Genomic DNA, 19,469 nt, shown 5'->3' with positions numbered 1-19,469 from the left:
CTTACCAGGGAATACTGCTTCCATCATAGGCGACGAAAGAGCCGGAATTCTCCGGGGCGAGGCTGTTGAGCGTTGAGAGGATCGACGCTGCCGCCTGTTCCGGGCTGACCGTGTTGTGACCGCGTGAATAGGGGTCTGATAGACCCGTGCGAACCGTCCCCGGATGAATGGCGGTGATGACCGCTGCCGGATGGGTGCGGCCATATTCGATCGAAACGGTGCGGACAATCTGGTTGAGCGCCGCCTTGGCGGATCTGTAGGACACCCAGCCGCCGAGCCTGTTGTCGCCGATCGATCCGACACGGGCTGACAGGAATGCGGCGATCGAGCGGGTTTCGCGATCAAACAGTGGGAGAAAGTGTTTCGCGACAAGGGCGGGGCCGACGGCGTTGGTGCGGAACTGGGCCATCATCGTTTCGGGATCGAGCTGCCGCAGAGACTTTTCCGGGCCGCGGCCATCGGTCGTCAGGATGCCGGTGGCGCAAATGAGGAGGTGGATCGGCTTTGCCGAGATCGAGCCTGCGGCGTCCGCCACGCTCGTCTCGTCGGCGAAGTCCAGACCGTCGCGGCTGCGGGAAAAGGCGATCAGTTCGCCGAGATGCGGCTCGTTCTGCAGACACTCGCAGATCGCGGAACCGATACCGCCGCTTGCCCCGATCACTGCCGCCCGGAACCCGTTCGGCAGCGATGCGAGAAGACTGGTTTCAGTGCCTGCCATGTCTGACAAATCCGAGATGCGCGCGTGGACGTCGATTGTTCAGCGCACTATGCCCGAAGTCCGAACTATTTGGTAGGCGCCGTCAGTCGGAGTTGATGGTCGGAAGATGGGTTTCGACTTCGCGCAGGCGGGTGTCTTCCAGCGGCTCGATCTGCGTCTTCCAGAACTCGTCTGCCTCGGCCGGTTCGTCGTCCCATTTTCTGACGTCGGCGATGTTGTCGTCGAGCTTTGCACGGCGCGTGCCGCCGAGTTCGAGATATTTCATCGCGAGTTTCTTGGTCGAGGTTTCCTGATCGGTCATGAACCGGTTCCTTCCCGTTGCGTCAATCGTCTGCCAAGTCGCCTCGACCCCGCTCAAGCGCTGTCGCAAGCGCTCGTAAGATCGGACCTTGAGTTAGATTAACGGCGCCCCGGTCATCCTGTTCCTGCCACTTCACGTTTCTGCAGCGAGATGTCTTTCGGGCTGGAACAGAAGCCAAGCTCGCCAGTTGACCCGCGTCATCAAAAGGAGAAATCGCATGGCTCACATCGAAGACGAACACGAGAAGGTCTGGGACCTTGCGGAGAAGATCGGGTTTTGCATGCTCACGACCCAGTCGGGTACGGATCTGCGGGCACGGCCGATGGCGGCCTATGCGGAGCGTCTTGAAAATGCGTTCTACTTCCTGACGGATGTGGCAAGCCACAAGGACGAGGAAATCGCGCGCTACCCGAACGTCTGCCTGGCGTTTGCGGATTCCAAGGGCCAGAAATACGTGTCCATTTCAGCAACGGCAGAAGTGCAGAACGATCGCGAGAAGATCCGCGATCTCTGGGCGACACCTGCAAAGGCCTGGTGGGACAGCCCGGAAGATCCATCGATCCGCGTCCTGAAGATCACGCCGTCAGCAGCTGAATACTGGGATAGCCCCGGCACCGTCATCAGCTACATCAAGATGGCGGCCGCCGCCGTTTCCAATTCGAAGCCCGACATGGGCGACAATGCCAAGGTTCAGATGTAAGCTTCGTGGCGGACGGGCAACCGTCCGCCATTCTTCTGCGGCCCGCATAGACGGGCCGGCGTCTCAGTTGAAATCGCCGATCGTTCCGGTTTGAAAGATAATCACCGGTTCGCCTTCCTCACCAATAGCTGGCGATGCCTCGCGCTTCCAGACTACCACGCCGGCATGTCGATCGCCGAGTTTGCGGGCCTCATCGATCGCAGTCGTCTCGTCTTGTGCTTCCCTTACCGCAAACGCCGGAACGGTCTGCCCTCTCTCATCGAGATCGAAGGCGAGGACGAAGATAGATTTGAACGCTCCGGGCATCAGTTTTCATTCCTTGATATGGCTTTGGACGCGGGCACGCTCTCTTTGATCGCGACCGGAAACAACGGCGTCTCGATCTTCCGCAAATATCGCGGAGGTTTCATGCTGCCAGGGTCCATCGAGGTATTTCCACAGATCAACACCTGTAATCTCGATGGTGTATGGCTGAAACTCCGCACGAAGCTCCTGATACAGCCGGTCGGCCCGGTCCTTCGATACCTTGTTCTGGATCGTGATATGCGGCTGCCATTTCTGCATATCCTGCGGACCGAGCCATGGTAGGAAGACCTCCTTCAACCGGGCTCGCACATCCTGAAGCGCGGCACTGTCGATCGTGAAGGCGACGCCCGCACCGAGATGGCGGACGCCGCTGACCTCGGCTTTGATCGATGACCCAGCCTCGGCGACCCGTTTGAGGTGCTCGACGATCCGGTCCGTATATTCGCCCGGTAGCCGATGGAACATCGTCAGATGCGCACCGAGGAAATTCCGGTCCGGCGGGAAATGGGTTTTCCGCAAGAGATCGAACGGCGCCTTGTCGCTTTCCGCGATACGGGCTGTCAGGATCAGCGGCTGAAGCGTCTTCACGGGCAATGAACCTTCCGGGCCAGATTTGGAACAGGTCTTCGAAGCCGTCATCTGGGATGCGGGCCTGCGAGATCAATCTTTCAGTTGCGCGAACCAATCCGCATAGGGCGTGTTCTTGGCCATATGCCGGTTGAGATCCGGCTCGCCGTCATCCCACCAGACCGGGCCGCGTTCGCCAAGCTGAACCTTGGCATCGTCGACCCGCCGGCGCGCTTCGGCCATCGCGTCGGGTTTGCCTTTCGCATCGCGGACGGCCCGGCGTGCCGACATCAGGTCCGAGACCAGCTCCTGACGCGTCTCGGCGTCCAGTGCCGGGTTGCTTCGACGCCAGAGCCTGCCGCGGACGACGAAATACTTGCCGTCGGGTGTATCCGGATACGTCTCGCTCATCGTCCAACCCCGGTTTTCGCCATACCGATTACAGGAGCGTTCCCTGCGGCGGGTCAACGACGGGCGGCTGTGGTTGTTCACCGCGGCGCGTCAGTTCGGTGCGGGCGCTGAAGCGGATATCGATATCCCGGTCTTCGGCGAGGTCCCGAAGCGCATCGTCGCTGATCCGGTCCCAGGTTTTGCCGCGATCCGGGCCTGATGGCACGCGCGGCAGCAGACCCGGCTCGCTGCTCCAGGCCAGGAGGTCTTCGAGTGATGCCTCGTTGAGGAGGTCGCGCAGGTGGTGCGCCGTGACATAGGCATCAGGCATGGCGCGATGCGCCGGCAGGCCGATCTCGTGGACCAGACCTTCGGGCATGCGCAGGTAGCGCAGCATCTGGTTGGAGAACCGCGGCAGTTCGGGCCAGACCCGCAGGCTGCATTTCCAGGTGCAGATCCAGGGCAGGCCGCCCGTTAGCCGCGGTGTACAGTATCGCTGTTCGAAGGCGGCGCGATGGGCGGCAAGCGCTTCGATCCGGTGCGGGGGACGCAGGACAGTCGGTGCGATATCCTTCCAGAACGGCGCGTCGGCGACATGGCTGTCGAGGATATGATGGATCGCGATCGTATCGGGCGACATCGGACGGCCGGGATTGACCAGAAGCGCACCGCGGTCCTCGTTGACCTGCCATCTTCCGTCTGCCCCTAGGGTCACATCCTGCCAGCCGATCTCGCAGACGTCGTTCGGTCCGTTGCCGCCGGTCTCGAGGTCGATGACGCGGATGGTGGGATTGCTCATGTCGAAGTCCTTGTCGACGCTTATTGGCCGCGCTCTTTGTGTGCTTGTCGATTATAAATCGAGACCGAGCTGCGGTTGTTCCACGTCATCCGGCCCGGCGCCGACCAACGAAGAGAGGGATACGCCCAGCAGCCTTACCGAACGCCGGAAAGGGTAGACGGTAGCCAGGAGCCCGGATGCCGCCGCCAGCACTTCCGCGACGCTTGCATAGGGGAGGGACGCCGTGCGGCTGCGTGTCGCCTGGGTGAAGTCGGAATATTTGATCTTCACGGTGACGGTCTTGCCCGAAATGCGATGCGCTTCGCAGTGGCGCCAGACCTTTTCGGCAAGGGGCTTCAGTTCGGCGGTCGCAAGGTCGAGGGCGTCGATATCCTCAACAAATGTATCCTCGGCGCCGACGGATTTGCGGATCCGGTCGGGACGCACCTGGCGCTCGTCGATGCCGCGGGCGATGCCGTAGAAATAGGGTCCGGATTTGCCGAAGCTCTCGGCGAGAAACTGCAGCGACTTCGACTTGAGGTCAGCGCCGGTCTCGATGCCGTATTTCTTCATCCGCTCGGCAGTCGCGGGCCCGACGCCGTGGAATTTCTTGACCGGAAGCGATTCCACGAAGCCCGGGCCGTTCTTTGGCGTGATCACGGCCTGGCCGTTCGGCTTGTTGAGGTCGCTTGCCATCTTGGCGAGGAACTTGTTGTAGGAGATGCCGGCCGATGCGTTGAGGCCCGTCACCTGCTTGATCTTGGCCCGGATCTCCAGCGCAATCTCGGTGGCGATCTCCATGCCCTTCAGGTTCTCGGTGACGTCGAGATAGGCCTCATCAAGCGACAGCGGTTCGATCAGCGGCGTATATTCCGCAAAGATCTCCCGGATCTGCTGGGATACCGATTTGTAGACCTCGAATCGCGGCGGCACGAAGATCAGGTCCGGACATTTGCGCTTGGCCGTGACGGAGGGCATGGCTGAGTGAACGCCGAAGGCGCGCGCCTCGTAGCTTGCGGCCGCCACCACACCGCGCGCCGCAGATCCGCCGACCGCCAGCGGCTTGCCGCGCAGGTCAGGATTGTCGCGCTGCTCGACGGACGCATAGAACGCATCCATGTCGACATGGATGATCTTGCGGGTGGATATGGAGGCCGTGACATTCATGCGGGCGTGCGGTTTGCTGGATCGTATGGAAACAAAAAGAGAACATAGCAGTCTTCCGACAAATATCCAAGCTCTCTGCCCAGCTTCCTGCGCATGAGGGAAACAAGCGGGCTTTGAAGGCGTTTGCTTCTGGTGATTTAGCAACAGGAGACAGTTTCATGGCTGACGACAGCACGACAACCATTCGAGCGACTTTCGACACCCGTGCGGCCGCAGACCTTGCGGTCGAACATCTGGTGCAGCAGCACGGTATCTCGCGTCCGGATATCTTCATCCAGTCCGTCGGTGCCGACAACACGGTCGGATCCGCTCCGTCGGGTGGCGATGCGTCGCATGATGGCGGAGAGCGCACCGATGGCCCGCTGGAGGGCGAGATCGAGGTTTCCGCCGATATCACTGAGAGCAAGATGGCGGCGGTGCAGAAGAGTTTTGGCGAAGCAGGCGCGATACGCGTGACCGGCCGCTGACTTCAGTGAACCGAGGGGCCGGCTCTCAGCCGGCTCCATATGGCGGTGAGCTCAGAGGTTTGCTGCAATCGAATCGGCGACGAGCAGCGCATGTTCCGCAACCTGCGGAAAGCCCATCAACTCGCCAAAATGTCCGCGTGCCAGCGGTCCGGCGATGAAAAGCTTTGGTTCGGACTTGCCATCCGCGTCTATCGCGTTGGACTGCTCGTTGCAGGAAAGACCAAGCCCCGTCGGATCGAGGTGCAGAAAGCCTTGATCGCGGAGTTGCCGCAGCCATTGCTGGCTCTGCAGCACGTTGCCGTGGGCGGGGCCGGTCGTGACCGCGACGGCATCGAACTGGTGGACTTCGACACCATTCTTCCCGCGCCGCTTGATGGTGACATCGATGATGTCTCCGTCGGTGCTGACGTCGACGATGCCTGCGGCGAGGATGTCGAGCCTGCCGGCTGCCGCCTCCGCGTCGAGCACGTCTTCCACCTGCGGCGCAATCCGGAAGCGGTGGACGTCCCAATAGGGACGCAGGTGTCGCACGATCCGGCGGCGTGCCTCGAGCGGCAGATGCTTCCAGATGCCGCCGCCTTGCGAGCGCAATTGGTCGAGAACCGCATGCCAGGTCTGACCCTCCGCCTGCGCTTCCCGGATTGCGGCCCGCACGCGGTGCAGGATCTCGGATGCGCTTGTGGCGGGATGGTCGAGAAAGTCGCCGAACGGTTCCTGCGCAAAGGTGGCGTGTCCGCGCGAGCGCAGGCCACGGCGCGAGAGGGCGGTAATGCTGCCGCTGTGCCCGCAACGCTTCAACGAAGCGATGACATCTGCGGAGGTCAGCCCGTTGCCGACGACGAGGACCCGATCGTCGGCCCGGATCGGCGCCAATGCGTTCGGCGCTGTCGGGTCCGCGACATAGCGCGGATGCTCGGCCAGTCGTCTCAAGGAGCGTGGGGCAACCGGAGCAGGGTGGGTGGCAGCGATCACCAGGATATCCGCAACCAGCGTCTGCCCGGTGGTATCGGTGACATGCCATTGGTCGTGCCGCTTTTCGACGCCGGTCACCGCGGCGCAGATATGGCGGACGGCTCCTGATGCCAAAAGAGGTTGAAGGTTGGACAGGACATAGTTTCCGAAGATGCCCCGGCGCGGAAACACGTTGCCATCGGCGCGAAATGCCGCCTCATCGTCCGCAACGGAGCCGGTCGTTTCCATCCATCTCGAAAAATGCTCGGGATCGCCAGGAAGTATGCTCATTCGCGTTGCCGGGACGTTGATCCGGTGCACCGGGTCCCGCGTATCGTACGCGAGGCCCCTGCCGATTTCGGCACGCGGCTCGAAAATGGTGATGTCGACGGCGTCCGCCTTGTGGCCCGTCGCGAGATGGAAAGCGACCGCTGCTCCGGTCACGCCGCCGCCGATAATGGCGATTGAAGATCGTGTTGGTTTAGGCCGTTCAGACGTCGTCGATGCTGTCACTGTCAGTCACTTCGGTTAGACGCGGCCGCTCTTTTAAACTCGCACGGTACGTCGTTGAATCAAAAATCGATAGGCGCTGCGCTTGCAAAAACGGGCTTTTTCCTAGGCATCGGAAACGGAGCACGTTTATCCCTTGGCGCGGCTAAATTTAGTCCAGTGTTCTCGCAGGCAATATTGTTCACGACTCCCTCTGACGCGACATTACACATCAAAGATCGGGAAGGAATGGAGAGCGTGATGATTGGTGGCGGCTTTTCGATATTTGGGATCGATCTGTTCGGATCGACAAGGCAGTTGGCCGGTGACCGAAAAGAAGAAGCCGCGGCATTGCCACGGCTCGAGACGCAGAAGGTCGAGGAGACTGATGCCGATCGACTGACGGATACCGACCAGCAGGACATTTTTCTCTGGAGTACGTCTCTCGCCTACTGAGACATGACGCGGAAGCCGGTCTCAGCCGGGCCTTCGTCATGTCTCAACCGTCCGGATGACGGGAATCGCAAGCAGTTTTCATCAGATAGAAGTTCGGGCGCCTGCAGTGGAGCGCCCGAAACCATTAATCGAGAAGTTCGGCAGGCACCTTGCCGCCGTTTTCGGACAGCTTCTTCAGCAGCGCCTTGTGCAGCCACATGTTCATCGTGGCGGAATCGCTCTGGTCGCCGGTGTAGCCGAGTTCTTCGGCCAGTTCCTTGCGCTCCGAAAGGCTCGCGTCCATGCCGAGCGCCTTCATCAGGTCGACGATCGAATGCTTCCAGTCGAGCTTCTGGCCGCTCTTCTTGACGGCTGCGTCGAGGACCGGTGCGATATCGACGGTCTGCATCGTGGCAGAGGTCGAGCCTGGAGTTGCGACTGGCGGTGCGCCTGCAGTCTTCGGCGCAGCCTGGGCTGTTCCGCCGACCGGCGGGGCTGTGGTCGCAGCAGGTTCTGGCGTTGCCATGGACGTCGGTGTCGGCTCGGCGCCTGTTGGCGAAGCCGGTGCAGCCGCGGCAGGATGGCCGAAGATGGCGTCCTTGATCTTGCTGAATATGCTCATGGATAGTTCCTCCGTTGGTTTATGCCATACATGGTACGAGATCACGTCGATGACGGATCACTTTAGTTCTGCGGGACAACGACGCGATCGCCGCGTGAGCCGCGGTCTGAACGGTCCGGTCCGCCACGACCGCTGGAACGGTCACGGCCATCGCGACCACCCCGATCATTGCGGCCGTCGCGGTCGTTGCGGATGTAGCCGGGGCGCTCCGGGCGGTCGCCACGGTTCCAGTCCCGATGCGGGCGATCGTTGTCACGGTCGGGCCGGCGGCCGTCGTGACGGCCGTGGTGGCGATCGCGGTCGCGGTGATGACGGTAACGGTAGTTCGGACCGTCGTAACGGTTGAACCGGTCGTAGCGATCGGACGAACGGTACTCGGTGTAGGTGCCGCCTTCGCTGACGCAGCCCGCCAGCATCAGGCAGGCAAGACCGACAGCGGTCACCGCCTTCAATGCTCTGAATTTCATGTGATTGCCCCTGTTACCATTTTATCGAGTGCTAAACAGGAAAAGGGGCCAAGAAGTTCCTCATATACCTCTTCGGGCGTGCGTGGCGCTGCAACAGTTTTTGATGTCGTAATCTGAGGTGACCTGTCGCGTCTGTCCCTCTAGTATCGCGGCTTCACTCGGTTGGGGCATGCAATGGCAGAATTTCCGCAAAAGGCTAAGGTCGTCATCATCGGGCTCGGTGGCATCGTCGGTGCGTCGATCGCGCATCACCTTGTCGAGCGCGGCTGGGACGATATCGTCGGCATCGACAAGTCTGGGGTCCCGACCGATATCGGGTCGACCGCGCATGCCTCGGACTTCTGCTACACGACCAGCCATGACTACCTGTCGGTCTGGACCACCCAGTACTCGGTGGATTTCTACGAGAAGATGGGGCACTACGCCCGCATCGGCGGTCTCGAAGTCGCGCGCACCGGCGACGATGCCTGGATGGAAGAGATCAAGCGCAAGCTGACCTCTGCCAAGGCCTTCGGCACCCGGGCGCATTACGTCTCGCCGTCCGAGATCAAGGCGATGTTCCCGCTGATCGAGGAAGATCAGGTGCAGGGCGGTCTGTTTGATCCAGATGCCGGTCTCGTCATTCCGCGCTCGCAGACAGTCGCCGGCAAGCTGGTGGACGCCGCCGAAAAAGCCGGAAAGCTCAAGGTATTCGGCAATACGGCGGCGCAGTCTCTGATTATCGAGGGCGGCCGCATCAAGGGCGTCGTCACCCACCGCGGCACGATCATGGCCGACCATGTCGTCGTCTGCGCCGGCATCTGGGGCCGGCTGATTGCCGAAATGGCGGGCGAGGATCTGCCGGTCATGCCGGTCGATCATCCGCTGACCTTTTTCGGGCCCTATAACGAGTTCGAAGGCACCGGCAAGGAAATCGGCTATCCGCTTTTGCGCGACCAGGGCAATTCGGCCTATATGCGCGACACCGGCGATCCGAAGACGACCGAGGGTGGTCAGATCGAGTGGGGTTACTACGAGACCACCCATCCGCGCCTCTGTCATCCCCGCGACATTCTTGAAAAGCACGAAGCGCGGCTGTCGCCGTCGCAGCGCGATCTCGACATGGAACAGATCATCGAGCCGCTGGAAAAGGCGATCGAGCTGACGCCGATCCTCGGCGAACTCGGCTATAACGAAGGGCATTCGTTCAACGGCCTCTTGCAGGTGTCGGCCGGCGGCGGTGCCTCCTGCGGCGAAAGCCAGAAGGTGCGCGGGCTGTGGTACTGCGTTGCCATCTGGGTCAAGGACGGCCCGGCCTATGGCAAGCTGATCGCCGACTGGATGACCGACGGCCGCACCGAGATCGACCACAACTCGATTGATTACGCGCGCTTCTATCCGCATCAGCTGACGGAAGAGTTCATCGAGGGGCGCACCTTTGAGGCGGCCCAGAAGATCTATTTCCCGGCCGTTCATCCGCGCGAACCCTATGCGACGGGCCGCGGCGCCAAGCGTTCGCCGTTCCACGACCGCGAACAGGAACTCGGCGGTTACTTCATGGAACTCGGCGGCTGGGAGCGTGCCCACGGCTACGCGGCCAACGAGCATCTGCTGGAGAAATACGGCGACCGGGTGCCGAAGCGCGAAAACGAGTGGGACAGCCGCCACTTCTGGCGCGTGTCGAATGCCGAGCATCTGGCGATGAGCGAGGATTGCGGCATCGTCAACCTGTCGCATTTCCACATGGTCGATATCGAGGGGCCCGACCATGTCGAGCTGCTCGAATGGCTGTGTGCGGCCAAGATCGGTGGCGACGGCAATATCGGCAAGGGTATCTACACCCACTTCCTCGACGACGAGGGCATGGTGCGGGCCGATTTCACCGTCTTCCGTCTGGCTGACCGCGGCCGTCTCGTCAACGGCGCCGATGCCGGCCCGCGGGACCTGCTCTACATGAAGCGTGTCGCGCAGGATCGTGGCCTCGACGTCACCATCACCGATGTCTCGGAACAGTTCATCACCATCGGCATCTGGGGCCCGAACGCGCGCGAGACGCTGAAGAAGGTCGTGGCCGACCCCGATGGTCTTAATGTCGAGAACTTCGCCTTCGCCGCGATCAAGCCTATCGAGATCGCCGGCAAGCATGTCACGGCATTCCGCATCTCCTATGTGGGCGAGCAGGGCTGGGAACTGCATATGAAATACGAAGACGGCGTTGCCGTCTGGGACGCGCTGCGCGCCACCGGCGTGATGGCCTTCGGCGTCGAGACCTATGCCAACTCACGCCGCATGGAAAAGAGCCTGCGCCTGCAGAACGGCGATCTCCTGACCCAGTACAACCTGATCGAAGCGGATCTTGCCCGTCCAAAGGTCAAGGAAGCCGATTTTTGCGGCAAGGCGAAGCATCTCGAATACAAGGCCCGCGACCATCAGCCGGCGATGCTCTGCACGCTCTTGATGACCGACAATGTCGATGCGTCCGGTGTCGCCCGCTATCCGGTCGGCTCGCTGCCGGTGATGGATCCGGACACGGGCGAGGTTCTGATCGATGAACTCGGACGGCGTTCCTATACGACCTCGATCGCCTACGGCCCGACCATCGGCAAGAATATCGCGCTCGCCTATCTGCCTTGGTCGCATTGCCAGGTCGGCCGGAAACTGACGGTGGATTATTTCAACGAGGCGTTCCCGGTGGAAGTCGCAGCGGTTGGTTACAAGCCGCTCTACGATCCTGAGAACCTCAAGCCGAGAAGCTGACCGGCTTCGGGTCCGACAAACAAAAAACGCTCCGCGGATGTCCACGGAGCGTTTTTTTATTGGCTGAGACTGGTCTTAGTACTGTGCAGTCGGGGATGAAGACCCCTGCTGGTTGCCGTTGAGGCCGGTTGCGACGACCGACACGCGGAACTTGCCGTCGAGGTTCTTGTCGAAGATCGCGCCGACGACGATGTCGGCCTCGGCTTCGACTTCGTCACGGATGCGGCTCGCAGCTTCATCGACTTCGAACAGTGTCATGTCGGTACCGCCTGAGATCGAGATGAGCACGCCCTTGGCGCCCTTCATCGAGATGTCGTCGAGCAGCGGATTGGCGATTGCAGCTTCGGCGGCGATCAGCGCGCGGCCATCGCCGGATGCTTCGCCGGTTCCCATCATCGCACGACCCATGCCCTTCATCACCGATTTCACGTCGGCGAAGTCGAGGTTGATCAGGCCTTCCTTGACAATCAGGTCGGTGATGCAGCTGACGCCCGAAAACAGCACGCGGTCCGCGATCATGAACGCGTCGGCAAAGCTGGTCTTGGCGTCGGCAATGCGAAACAGGTTCTGGTTCGGAATGACGATGACCGTATCGGCGGCTTCACGCAGGGCTTCGATACCCTCGTTGGCCGTCTTCATGCGGCGGTGTCCTTCGAACGAGAAGGGTTTTGTGACAACCGCGACCGTCAGGATGCCGGCAGAGCGTGCCGCGCGTGCAATCGCTGGCGCAGCGCCGGTTCCGGTTCCGCCGCCCATGCCGGCCGTGACGAAGCACATATGCGATCCGGCGAGATGATCCATGATTTCGTCGATCGATTCTTCGGCGGCCGCGCGGCCGATATCCGGCAGCGAGCCAGCACCGAGACCTTCGGTCACCTGAGCACCCAGCTGGATGCGGCGCGACGCCTTGGATGTCGCCAGAACCTGGGCATCCGTATTGGCGGCGATGAATTCCACGCCGTGGAGATTTTCCGTGATCATGTTGTTGATCGCGTTACCGCCACCGCCTCCGACACCGATCACGGTTATCTGCGGTTTCAATTCGGTCAAGCCGCTCTTAATATCCGTCATCTTCGTCTCCTTCAGCTCCTTCCGGTCGTCCCATACCAGAAGGACGGCGAATCGCCCCGCAGGCTATCTGTCCGCAAGGTCATAGACCAGAGCGCTGTCAGGCCAAAGAGGCAGGAGTAGGGTGAGGGCGATGTGATCGCGATTTAATGTACAGCATCCCTGAATTGAACGCCTCACAAAGGTCGCGACCAATCCAAAATAGACCGTTGCGTAAATTGGTATGTTATACTATTACACTCAGCAACGGCAGAGATCGCGCGGGGATCGCTCTGGACAAGCACCGGCGTGTTCCCTATCAGTTGGGGCGCTACGGTTCTGCAATCGCAGATAAAAAGGGAATGCGGTGAGGCTTTCGGGCCAAGTCCGCGACTGCCCTCGCAACTGTAAGCGGCGAGCCAGCCATCGATACCACTGATCATCCGATCGGGAAGGCGATGGAAGGCGTTCGAGCCGCAAGTCAGGAGACCTGCCGTGGCATGGACAACCAACACCGGACGAGGGGTTCCGGCAGGGAGATGATTATGACGCAAGCAATGCGCTCGTGCGCCATGTCGACGTCGAGCCGTTCTGCGGCCTCGTCCTGCCCTTTTTTCCGATCACCAAAGGACAGGACATGAAGTCAGGGCTTATCGCCGCCTTAGTTGCGGCACTTCCCACATTCGCCTTTGCCGCACCGACCAGCTACCCGCTGACGATCGAGAATTGCGGCCGCCCCGTCACGTTCGACAAGGCGCCCGAGAAGATCGTCTCGATCGGGCAGGGCATGACCGAAGTGCTTTATTCGCTCGGGTTGGCCGAGAAGGTGGCGGGCACTGCCGTCTGGGTCGGGCCGGTGCTTGCGCCCTATGCCGAGGTGGATTCGAAGATCAAACGGCTTGCCGACAACGACCCGAGCTTTGAATCGGTCGTCAGTCTCGAACCGGATCTGGTCGCTGCCGAGTTCGAGTGGCATGTCGGGCCGATGGGATCGGTCGGCAAGCGCGAGCAGTTTTCCGATCTCGGCATCAACACCTATGTCTCGCCCGCCGATTGCGTCGCCAAGACCAATGTCGATGGCGGTGACGGCGTTCGCAACGAACTGTTCAAGATGGACCTGATCTACCGCGAGATTTCAGAGCTCTCGAAGATCTTCGATGTCGAGGACAAGGGCACCGCTCTGATCGCAGACCTGAAACAGCGCGAAGCCGCAGCCGTCGCATCGATCAAGGGCGTTGAGCTAAAGAACCTGCCGATCGTCTTCTGGTATTCCAGCAAAGAGACCAAGGGCGACGCCTTTATCGCGGGCAAGAACAGCGCACCGGCTTATATCCTTGAGACGATCGGCGCCCGCAATGTGGTGACGACGGAAGAAGAATGGCCGCTGATCGGCTGGGAAACGATTGCTGAGGCCAACCCCTCCGTCATCGTCGTCGCCACCATGGACCGTCGCCGCTATGCCGCGGATGATCCTGCCGTGAAGATCAAGTTTCTCGAGACTGATCCCGTCGTCAGCCAGCTGGATGCGGTGAGAAAGAAGCGTTTCGTGATGATGGACGCCCAGTCGATGAACCCGACGATCCGCACGATCGAGGGCATCGAGACGCTCGCCCGGGGCATCCAGTCCTTCGGCCTTGCGAATTAGGGTGCGGCGGGAGATGATATCTTTCCCTGTTTCCGCCATCGTCGATGAGCCGAATTTGCCCGACCTGCCCAGGCGCCCCAAGTGACGCGATCCCGTATCGGACGCTGGGCGCTGGGTGCCGCAGGCGTGTTCCTGGTGCTCTCAGCGCTTCTCGTCGCCATCGTTGCCGGGGTGGCGATCGGTGAGATGACCATTCCCATGGAGACGACGATTGCGGCGGTGACGAACCGGCTCGGCTTTACGGCCGTGGCCTTGCCGCGCATCCAGGAAGCGGTGATCTGGGATTATCGCCTGTCGCGCTCACTTGTCGCGGCGTTTTGCGGCGCCGGACTGGCGCTGTCGGGGGCGATCCTGCAGTCGCTGCTGCGGAACTCGCTGGCCGAACCCTATGTTCTCGGCATTTCGGCTGGAGCATCGACCGGTGCGGTCAGCGTCATGCTGCTCGGGTTTGGCGCGGGCGCGATCTCGCTTTCCGCCGGAGCCTTTGTCGGCGCGCTGATCGCCTTTGTCTTCGTGGTGATGCTGTCGAGCGGACGCCAGACGGCGGACCGGACCATTCTGGCCGGCGTTGCCGCCTCGCAATTGTTTAATGCGCTGACCTCCTACATCGTCTCGACGTCTGCCAATGCCGAACAGGCGCGCAGCGTGATGTTCTGGCTGCTCGGCAGCCTTGCCGGCGTCCGCTGGCCGGAGGTGACGCTCGCCGCATCGGTGGTGACCGTCGGGCTCATCGTCTGCATCTGGCATGCGCGGGCGCTCGACGCGTTTACCTTCGGCGAGGATGCGGCGCGGTCGCTCGGCATCGCGGTCCGACGGGTCCGCGTGGTGCTGCTGCTCGTCACGGCGCTGATGACAGCGACGATCGTCAGCATGGTCGGTGCGATCGGCTTTGTCGGGCTCGTCATTCCGCATGCGGCCCGGTTTATCGTCGGTCCCGGCCATATCCGGCTTCTGCCTGCCTGTGCGCTGATCGGTGCGTTGTTCATGGTGCTCGCCGATATCGTCTCGCGCATCGTCATCGCACCGCAGATCCTGCCGATCGGGGTGGTGACGGCGCTGGTCGGTGTTCCCTTCTTTTGCGTCATTCTCTATCGGGCACGGAGGGTCGCATGACATCCGATCCCGTATCCGCCCCGGTCCTGGCCGCAACTGCCGTGAGCTGGCTTGCCGGACGCAAGGTCATCCTCGATGGCGTCACGGTTTCGGTCGATGAGGGCCGGACGCTCGGGCTGATCGGGCCTAATGGTTCCGGCAAGTCGTCACTGATCCGACTGCTGGCGGGTCTGAGGGCGCCCGCCGCCGGCAAGGTCACGCTCGACGGAAAGCCGATGAGCGGTTTCGCACGACGCGAGCTCGCCCGGCGCGTTTCCGTTGTCGAACAGCATTCGGCAACCGAAGCAAATGTCACCGTCATCGACGTGGTCCGGCTTGGACGCACGCCATACCGGTCGGCGCTGTCGCCCTGGACGCAAGAGGACGACCGGATCGTGACCGAGGCTCTGGTCCGCGTCGGGCTGGATGATCGCCGCGAGCAGTTCTGGCATACGCTGTCGGGGGGCGAGCGTCAGCGCGTGCAGTTGGCCCGGGCGCTCGCACAGTCGCCGTCGGTGCTGATCCTCGACGAACCGACCAACCATCTCGACATCCAGCACCAGATCGACATCCTGCGGCGTGTCTCGGAGCTGCCGCTGACGACGGTCGTCGCGATCCATGATCTCAACCTCGCCGCCCGGTTCTGCGACGTGATCGCCGTTCTTTCCGAAGGACGCCTGGTCGCCTGCGGTTCGCCCACCGATATTCTGACCGAGAAGATGATCGCCGACGTATTCGGCGTTGAAGCCCATGTCTCGACATCGCCGCATCACGGCCGGCTGCATATCCAGTTCCTGATGTGAACCAGTCTAGTCGGCGGCGATCTGCAGCAGGTTGCGCAACAACATCGCACGGGTGAGCGCGCCGACCGAACCCTGCGGCGGGGTTACCCAGCCTGCGACCTCGGCGACATCGGCTGCGACGTCCGAGACCATCGATCCATCTGTGCCGTAGCTGATGCCGACGCCGACGACGGCGGCACCGGGCTTGACCATGTCTGCGGTGACGAAACCGGGCTGGCCAAGCGCGGCGATGACGATGTCGGCGCGCCTGATGTCCTCGGCGATATCCCGAGAGGCGCTATGTAGAAGCGTCACCGTCGCATCGATTCCCTTGGCCGAAAGAAGCATGGCAAGCGGGCGACCGACGAGCTGGCCGCGGCCGATGATGGCGACCCGCCGGCCGGCGAGCGGAACGGCATTGTCCTGCAAAAGCGCGAGGATGGCGGCCGGGGTACAGGGCAGGAGCCCCGGCTTTCCCGCCAGAAGGAGGCCGAGGTTTCGCGGATGCAGGCCGTCGATATCCTTGGCCGGCGAGACGGCGGTCATCACCCGTGTCTCGTCGATGTCAGGCGGCAGCGGCAGTTGCACCATCTGGCCATGGATGGCGGGGTCGGCATTGACGGCGGCAATCTGGTCTAGCAGGGCTTCGGTGGTCGTATCCGAGGGCAGGCGCAGGTCGATGGCCTCGATACCGACCTCGACGCAGTCTGCATGCTTGCGGCCGATATAGGTGGCGCTGGCTGGATCATCTCCCACCAGCACCGTCACCATCTTCGGCGCAATGCCCCGGGCGCGGAGACCGGCAACCTCTGCTGCCATCTCGCGCCTCAGCCGGGCGGCGAGGGCTTCGCCATCCAGCAGTGTTGCGGTCGTTCTCGGCAGGGTCACGCTCATTTCAGCCCGATCGACGGATCGATGAAGCGGTTGGTGACCACTTGATCCGGCTTCACATCCGGGTCGGCGCGCTCGTCGAAACGCGGCTTGACCAGTTTGAGCATCTCGGCGACGCGGTCCATGTCGAAATCGCCGATCGTCGCGTTGGGGCCGTTGCCGATAATGCCGGTGTCGACCATCGTCTTTGCGGCATAGGCCATCAGCTCCGGCGCCGTCTTCCACCAGCTGGCCGCATGGCCGGCAGTGTTGAAGTCGACGATCACCTTGTTTGCCTCGGCCGGATCCTTGGCATAGTGGGCAGTTGCCTGCTGCAGAAGCGGCACGAGCTTTGCCAGGCACGGCGCCAGCTCTTCCATTCTCGTGGTCGCGACGGAGAGCATGCCGGTGTAGTTGCGATAGCCGAGGTCGTTCATGTTGAGGTAGCCGATCGGCTTGCCCCAGTTGTTGCCGTGCTCGAACTTGTAGACCTCGCTGGTGACAAAACCCTGGTTCAGCCATGTGCCGTTGTTGGTGACGAAATTCTCGCCGTCACCGCGATAGCCCTCGACGAACACGTCTGCGGGAATGCCCTGCTCGACGAGATAGAGACCGAAGGTGCGCTTAGTGGTCGAGACGTAGATCTTGCCCTTGCCGCTTTCCGAGAAGGTCTTGAGATCGGCGATCGACTTGAAGCCGTCAGGATAGGTAGCCTTGTCCCACAGGAGAACCGTCGGGGCGATGTCGAGCGGTGCCATGACGCCGACGACGGGGAAGCGCTTAGAGAAGATGAAGGCGTTGTCCAGTTCCTGATAGCCGAGATGCGGTGTGACGCCGGCCTTGGAATTGCCCATGTAGAGCGCCGAATAGGCGGTCTCGCCATCGCCCATGCCAAGCCCGCCGCCACCTTCAAGAATGGTCAGCTCGATGCCGGTCGAGCCAAGCGGGCCGGTATATTGGCCCGACGTCATCTCCCCACCCGAGCCGATCAGCTGGTAGAGGGGGCCTTGCTCGGCCTGGGCCAGCCAATCCTTCTGGATGATGAACGGGCTGGGGCAGACATCGGCGAGCGGTGTCGTGTAGCGGGTCTTGGCGAACTCGCCGGCGGCCGCACCATTTGCTGTAGACAAGGCAGTTGCGAACGTAGCGATCGCCATGGCGGTGGTCAGTGTGGCAGTCAGTTTTTTTGTCATGTTTGTTCCCCTGATTGCTTTTTTCTAGGTCAGTTCAACAGCGGTGTCAGCGTTGCCTGTCGCTCGATTCGTGCCAATGCGCAAACAGCCGGTTCCCGAGCCAGTTGAAGGACAGGTAGACGGTGATCGACAGGGCGGAGGCGACGATCAGTGCGGCATACATCTGCTCGTATTTGAAATCGATCTTGGCATTCATCAGCAACTGGCCAAGGCCTCCCTTGCCGGACAGGAAGAACAGTTCCGAAACGATCGCGGCGATGACGGCGAGACTTCCGGAAATCCTCAAGCCCGCAAACAGCGTCGGCGCGGCAGACGGCAGCGCGGCCTTGCGCAGCATCACCCACCAAGAGGCATTCTGCAGCTTGAACAATTCGAGAATGTTGCGGTCGACGCTTTTGAGGCCGAGCAGCAGCGTCGTTGGAATGGCGAAGAAGGTGAACAGCGCGACGATCAGCACCTTGGGCATAAAGCCGAAGCCGAGGGCGCTCTGGATCAGCGGAATGATCGCCATGATCGGGATCGACTGCAGCGCCACGAGATAGGGGAAGACGGCTTTTTCCAGCGCATAGACGCGGAACATGACGATGCCGAGCATGATGCCGACGGGAATCGACACCGCAAGTCCCGTGATGGCGATGGAGATCGTGGTCAGCGCCCGCATCAGCAGCTCAGAGCGGAAGGCTGCAATGCCGAATGCCTGGCTCCACAGGCCCTCCGCACTCGGCATCAGGAACTGGCGATGCGCTGGAAGGTCGGCCCGGATCAGGGCGTAGGCTGCGACGATCAGGATGCCGAGGATGAGAGGCGGTGCGAAGCTTAAGACGAGGCGGCGGCCGACGCTTGGTGCCGGTGCAAGCGGGACGGGGCTGTAGCGCTCGACCTGCGCCTTCAGCGGCGTCGATTTGTAAGCGGCGACAATAGGATCCGACATGGCGCTCAGGCCTCTATGGCATGGCGAAGGGCACGCGATACCGCTCCGCACAGTTTCGAGAATTCCGGCTCGTAACGCAGGTCCGGCTGGCGCGGGAAGGGAAAGCCGATGTCGAGCGTATCGATGATGCGGCCGGGCCGGCGCGACATCACCACGACCTTGCTCGACATGTAGACGGCCTCGGGAATGGAGTGGGTGACGAAGATGCCGGTGAAACCTTCGCGGCAATGAAGGTCGATCACCTCGTCGTTCAGCCGTTCGCGGGTGATCTCGTCGAGCGCGCCGAACGGTTCGTCGAACATGAAGACATTGGGATTGAGCGCCAAGGACCGCGCCAGCGAGGCGCGCATCCGCATGCCGCCGGAAAGCCTTCGCGGAAAATGGGCCTCGAAGCCGGAAAGGCCGACGAGCTCGATCTTTTCCTTGGCGATTTCGCGGCGCTTCGCGGCCGGGTAACCGCGCAGCTCCATCAGCAGTTCGACATTACCCTGCACTCGCCGCCATGGCAGCAGGGTCGCATCCTGGAACGTATAGCCGAGCTGCTGCCGATCGACCCAGACATCGCCGGAACTGTGGCTCGACAGGCCGCTCGCGATCCGCAGCAGCGTCGATTTTCCGCAGCCGGACGGGCCGACGATCGACACGAACTCGCCATGTCCGATGGCAAGGTCGACATCGGAGAGCGCTTCCGTTCCATCCGGGAACGTCATCGAGACCTTTTCGAACACCACGGCATTGCCGCCGGGCAGGGGCGGGTGGGGACGTGCACCAATATCGGCGGCGTTGACTGTCGGCGATCCCGTCATGACAAATCC

At 61.8% G+C, this 19,469-nt stretch carries 22 protein-coding genes and 1 riboswitch; of the genes, 7 read left to right on the top strand and 15 right to left on the bottom strand.

What is annotated here, in order from left to right; all coding sequences use genetic code 11:
* Position 1 precedes the first annotated feature (1 nt).
* Both J3A65_RS13505 and J3A65_RS13500 read right to left on the bottom strand, forming a co-directional pair.
* On the bottom strand, positions 2–718 hold the full coding sequence (locus tag J3A65_RS13505; RefSeq protein ID WP_209901673.1) for an SDR family oxidoreductase: 717 nt from the start codon (positions 716–718) through the stop codon (positions 2–4).
* An 82-nt stretch (positions 719–800) separates the two neighbouring features.
* Positions 801–1,019 (bottom strand): hypothetical protein, encoded by a 219-nt coding sequence (locus J3A65_RS13500; RefSeq protein WP_209901670.1) that lies wholly within the window; start codon positions 1,017–1,019, stop codon positions 801–803.
* A 217-nt stretch (positions 1,020–1,236) separates the two neighbouring features.
* Here J3A65_RS13500 and J3A65_RS13495 point away from each other — a divergent pair, with 217 nt between their 5' ends.
* Entirely contained in the window at positions 1,237–1,719 is a 483-nt protein-coding gene (locus J3A65_RS13495; protein WP_209901668.1) for a pyridoxamine 5'-phosphate oxidase family protein, read from the top strand.
* 63 nt (positions 1,720–1,782) lie between these two features.
* Here J3A65_RS13495 and J3A65_RS13490 read toward each other — a convergent pair whose 3' ends face one another.
* From J3A65_RS13490 to dinB, 5 genes are all read right to left on the bottom strand, one after another.
* Positions 1,783–2,025 carry a hypothetical protein gene (locus tag J3A65_RS13490; protein WP_209901666.1) on the bottom strand — a complete coding sequence of 81 codons (243 nt, stop codon included), beginning with the start codon at positions 2,023–2,025 and terminating at the stop codon, positions 1,783–1,785.
* A gap of 6 nt (positions 2,026–2,031) precedes the next feature.
* Positions 2,032–2,613 (bottom strand): 2'-5' RNA ligase family protein, encoded by a 582-nt coding sequence (locus J3A65_RS13485; protein WP_209901663.1) that lies wholly within the window; start codon positions 2,611–2,613, stop codon positions 2,032–2,034.
* Positions 2,614–2,685: 72 nt separating this feature from the next.
* A complete protein-coding gene (locus J3A65_RS13480; protein WP_092660009.1) occupies positions 2,686–3,003 on the bottom strand; it encodes a hypothetical protein in 318 nt (105 codons plus the stop codon).
* Between the two features lie 28 nt (positions 3,004–3,031).
* Positions 3,032–3,781 (bottom strand): DNA polymerase III subunit epsilon, encoded by a 750-nt coding sequence (locus tag J3A65_RS13475; protein WP_209901661.1) that lies wholly within the window; start codon positions 3,779–3,781, stop codon positions 3,032–3,034.
* Between the two features lie 51 nt (positions 3,782–3,832).
* Entirely contained in the window at positions 3,833–4,927 is a 1,095-nt protein-coding gene (gene dinB, locus J3A65_RS13470) for a DNA polymerase IV (protein WP_209901659.1), read from the bottom strand.
* A 158-nt stretch (positions 4,928–5,085) separates the two neighbouring features.
* On the opposite strand from dinB, the gene J3A65_RS13465 reads away from it, so the two are divergent.
* Positions 5,086–5,394 carry a hypothetical protein gene (locus J3A65_RS13465; protein ID WP_062455075.1) on the top strand — a complete coding sequence of 103 codons (309 nt, stop codon included), beginning with the start codon at positions 5,086–5,088 and terminating at the stop codon, positions 5,392–5,394.
* Positions 5,395–5,445: 51 nt separating this feature from the next.
* Here J3A65_RS13465 and J3A65_RS13460 read toward each other — a convergent pair whose 3' ends face one another.
* Positions 5,446–6,858, bottom strand: coding sequence for an FAD/NAD(P)-binding protein (locus J3A65_RS13460; protein ID WP_209901656.1), 1,413 nt, complete (start codon positions 6,856–6,858; stop codon positions 5,446–5,448).
* Positions 6,859–6,912: 54 nt separating this feature from the next.
* Here J3A65_RS13460 and J3A65_RS13455 point away from each other — a divergent pair, with 54 nt between their 5' ends.
* Positions 6,913–7,290: a hypothetical protein gene (locus J3A65_RS13455; protein ID WP_139283779.1), complete on the top strand. Its 378-nt coding sequence runs from the start codon at positions 6,913–6,915 to the stop codon at positions 7,288–7,290.
* A 124-nt stretch (positions 7,291–7,414) separates the two neighbouring features.
* Here J3A65_RS13455 and J3A65_RS13450 read toward each other — a convergent pair whose 3' ends face one another.
* Together J3A65_RS13450 and J3A65_RS13445 are read right to left on the bottom strand one after the other, a co-directional pair.
* A complete protein-coding gene (locus J3A65_RS13450; RefSeq protein ID WP_113109845.1) occupies positions 7,415–7,891 on the bottom strand; it encodes a DUF3597 domain-containing protein in 477 nt (158 codons plus the stop codon).
* A gap of 62 nt (positions 7,892–7,953) precedes the next feature.
* The gene (locus J3A65_RS13445) at positions 7,954–8,358 is read right to left on the bottom strand and encodes a hypothetical protein (protein ID WP_174196285.1); all 405 of its coding nucleotides are present in this window, start codon (positions 8,356–8,358) and stop codon (positions 7,954–7,956) included.
* Positions 8,359–8,532: 174 nt separating this feature from the next.
* On the opposite strand from J3A65_RS13445, the gene J3A65_RS13440 reads away from it, so the two are divergent.
* The gene (locus J3A65_RS13440) at positions 8,533–11,094 is read left to right on the top strand and encodes an FAD-dependent oxidoreductase (protein WP_209901654.1); all 2,562 of its coding nucleotides are present in this window, start codon (positions 8,533–8,535) and stop codon (positions 11,092–11,094) included.
* A 75-nt stretch (positions 11,095–11,169) separates the two neighbouring features.
* Here J3A65_RS13440 and ftsZ read toward each other — a convergent pair whose 3' ends face one another.
* The gene (gene ftsZ / locus J3A65_RS13435) at positions 11,170–12,165 is read right to left on the bottom strand and encodes a cell division protein FtsZ (RefSeq protein WP_062455086.1); all 996 of its coding nucleotides are present in this window, start codon (positions 12,163–12,165) and stop codon (positions 11,170–11,172) included.
* Positions 12,166–12,458: 293 nt separating this feature from the next.
* Positions 12,459–12,654: riboswitch (cobalamin riboswitch) on the top strand.
* 124 nt (positions 12,655–12,778) lie between these two features.
* Between ftsZ and J3A65_RS13430 the strand changes: the two genes are divergently transcribed.
* The 3 genes from J3A65_RS13430 to J3A65_RS13420 all read left to right on the top strand — a co-directional run bounded on the left by J3A65_RS13430 (position 12,779) and on the right by J3A65_RS13420 (position 15,681).
* Positions 12,779–13,786, top strand: coding sequence for an ABC transporter substrate-binding protein (locus J3A65_RS13430; protein WP_209903515.1), 1,008 nt, complete (start codon positions 12,779–12,781; stop codon positions 13,784–13,786).
* Between the two features lie 81 nt (positions 13,787–13,867).
* A complete protein-coding gene (locus tag J3A65_RS13425) occupies positions 13,868–14,899 on the top strand; it encodes an iron ABC transporter permease (RefSeq protein ID WP_209901652.1) in 1,032 nt (343 codons plus the stop codon).
* Positions 14,896–15,681 (top strand): ABC transporter ATP-binding protein, encoded by a 786-nt coding sequence (locus J3A65_RS13420; protein WP_209901650.1) that lies wholly within the window; start codon positions 14,896–14,898, stop codon positions 15,679–15,681. The genes J3A65_RS13425 and J3A65_RS13420 overlap by 4 nt, the downstream gene beginning before the upstream one ends.
* Positions 15,682–15,687: 6 nt before the next feature.
* Here J3A65_RS13420 and J3A65_RS13415 read toward each other — a convergent pair whose 3' ends face one another.
* The 4 genes from J3A65_RS13415 to J3A65_RS13400 are packed head-to-tail and all read right to left on the bottom strand — an operon-like array spanning position 15,688 to position 19,460.
* Positions 15,688–16,548 carry a tetrahydrofolate dehydrogenase/cyclohydrolase catalytic domain-containing protein gene (locus tag J3A65_RS13415; RefSeq protein WP_209901648.1) on the bottom strand — a complete coding sequence of 287 codons (861 nt, stop codon included), beginning with the start codon at positions 16,546–16,548 and terminating at the stop codon, positions 15,688–15,690.
* A gap of 2 nt (positions 16,549–16,550) precedes the next feature.
* Positions 16,551–17,723, bottom strand: coding sequence for a hypothetical protein (locus J3A65_RS13410; protein WP_209901646.1), 1,173 nt, complete (start codon positions 17,721–17,723; stop codon positions 16,551–16,553).
* 46 nt (positions 17,724–17,769) lie between these two features.
* A complete protein-coding gene (locus J3A65_RS13405; RefSeq protein ID WP_209901644.1) occupies positions 17,770–18,654 on the bottom strand; it encodes an ABC transporter permease subunit in 885 nt (294 codons plus the stop codon).
* A gap of 5 nt (positions 18,655–18,659) precedes the next feature.
* Positions 18,660–19,460: an ABC transporter ATP-binding protein gene (locus J3A65_RS13400; RefSeq protein ID WP_200933890.1), complete on the bottom strand. Its 801-nt coding sequence runs from the start codon at positions 19,458–19,460 to the stop codon at positions 18,660–18,662.
* Positions 19,461–19,469: the final 9 nt, after the last annotated feature.

Origin of the sequence: Rhizobium sp. PvP014 (genome assembly GCF_017876855.1) — a bacterium.
Lineage (GTDB): Bacteria > Pseudomonadota > Alphaproteobacteria > Rhizobiales > Rhizobiaceae > Neorhizobium > Neorhizobium soli.
The sequence above is the reverse complement of the archived record's forward strand: the minus strand, read 5'-3'. Positions and strand labels throughout refer to the sequence as shown.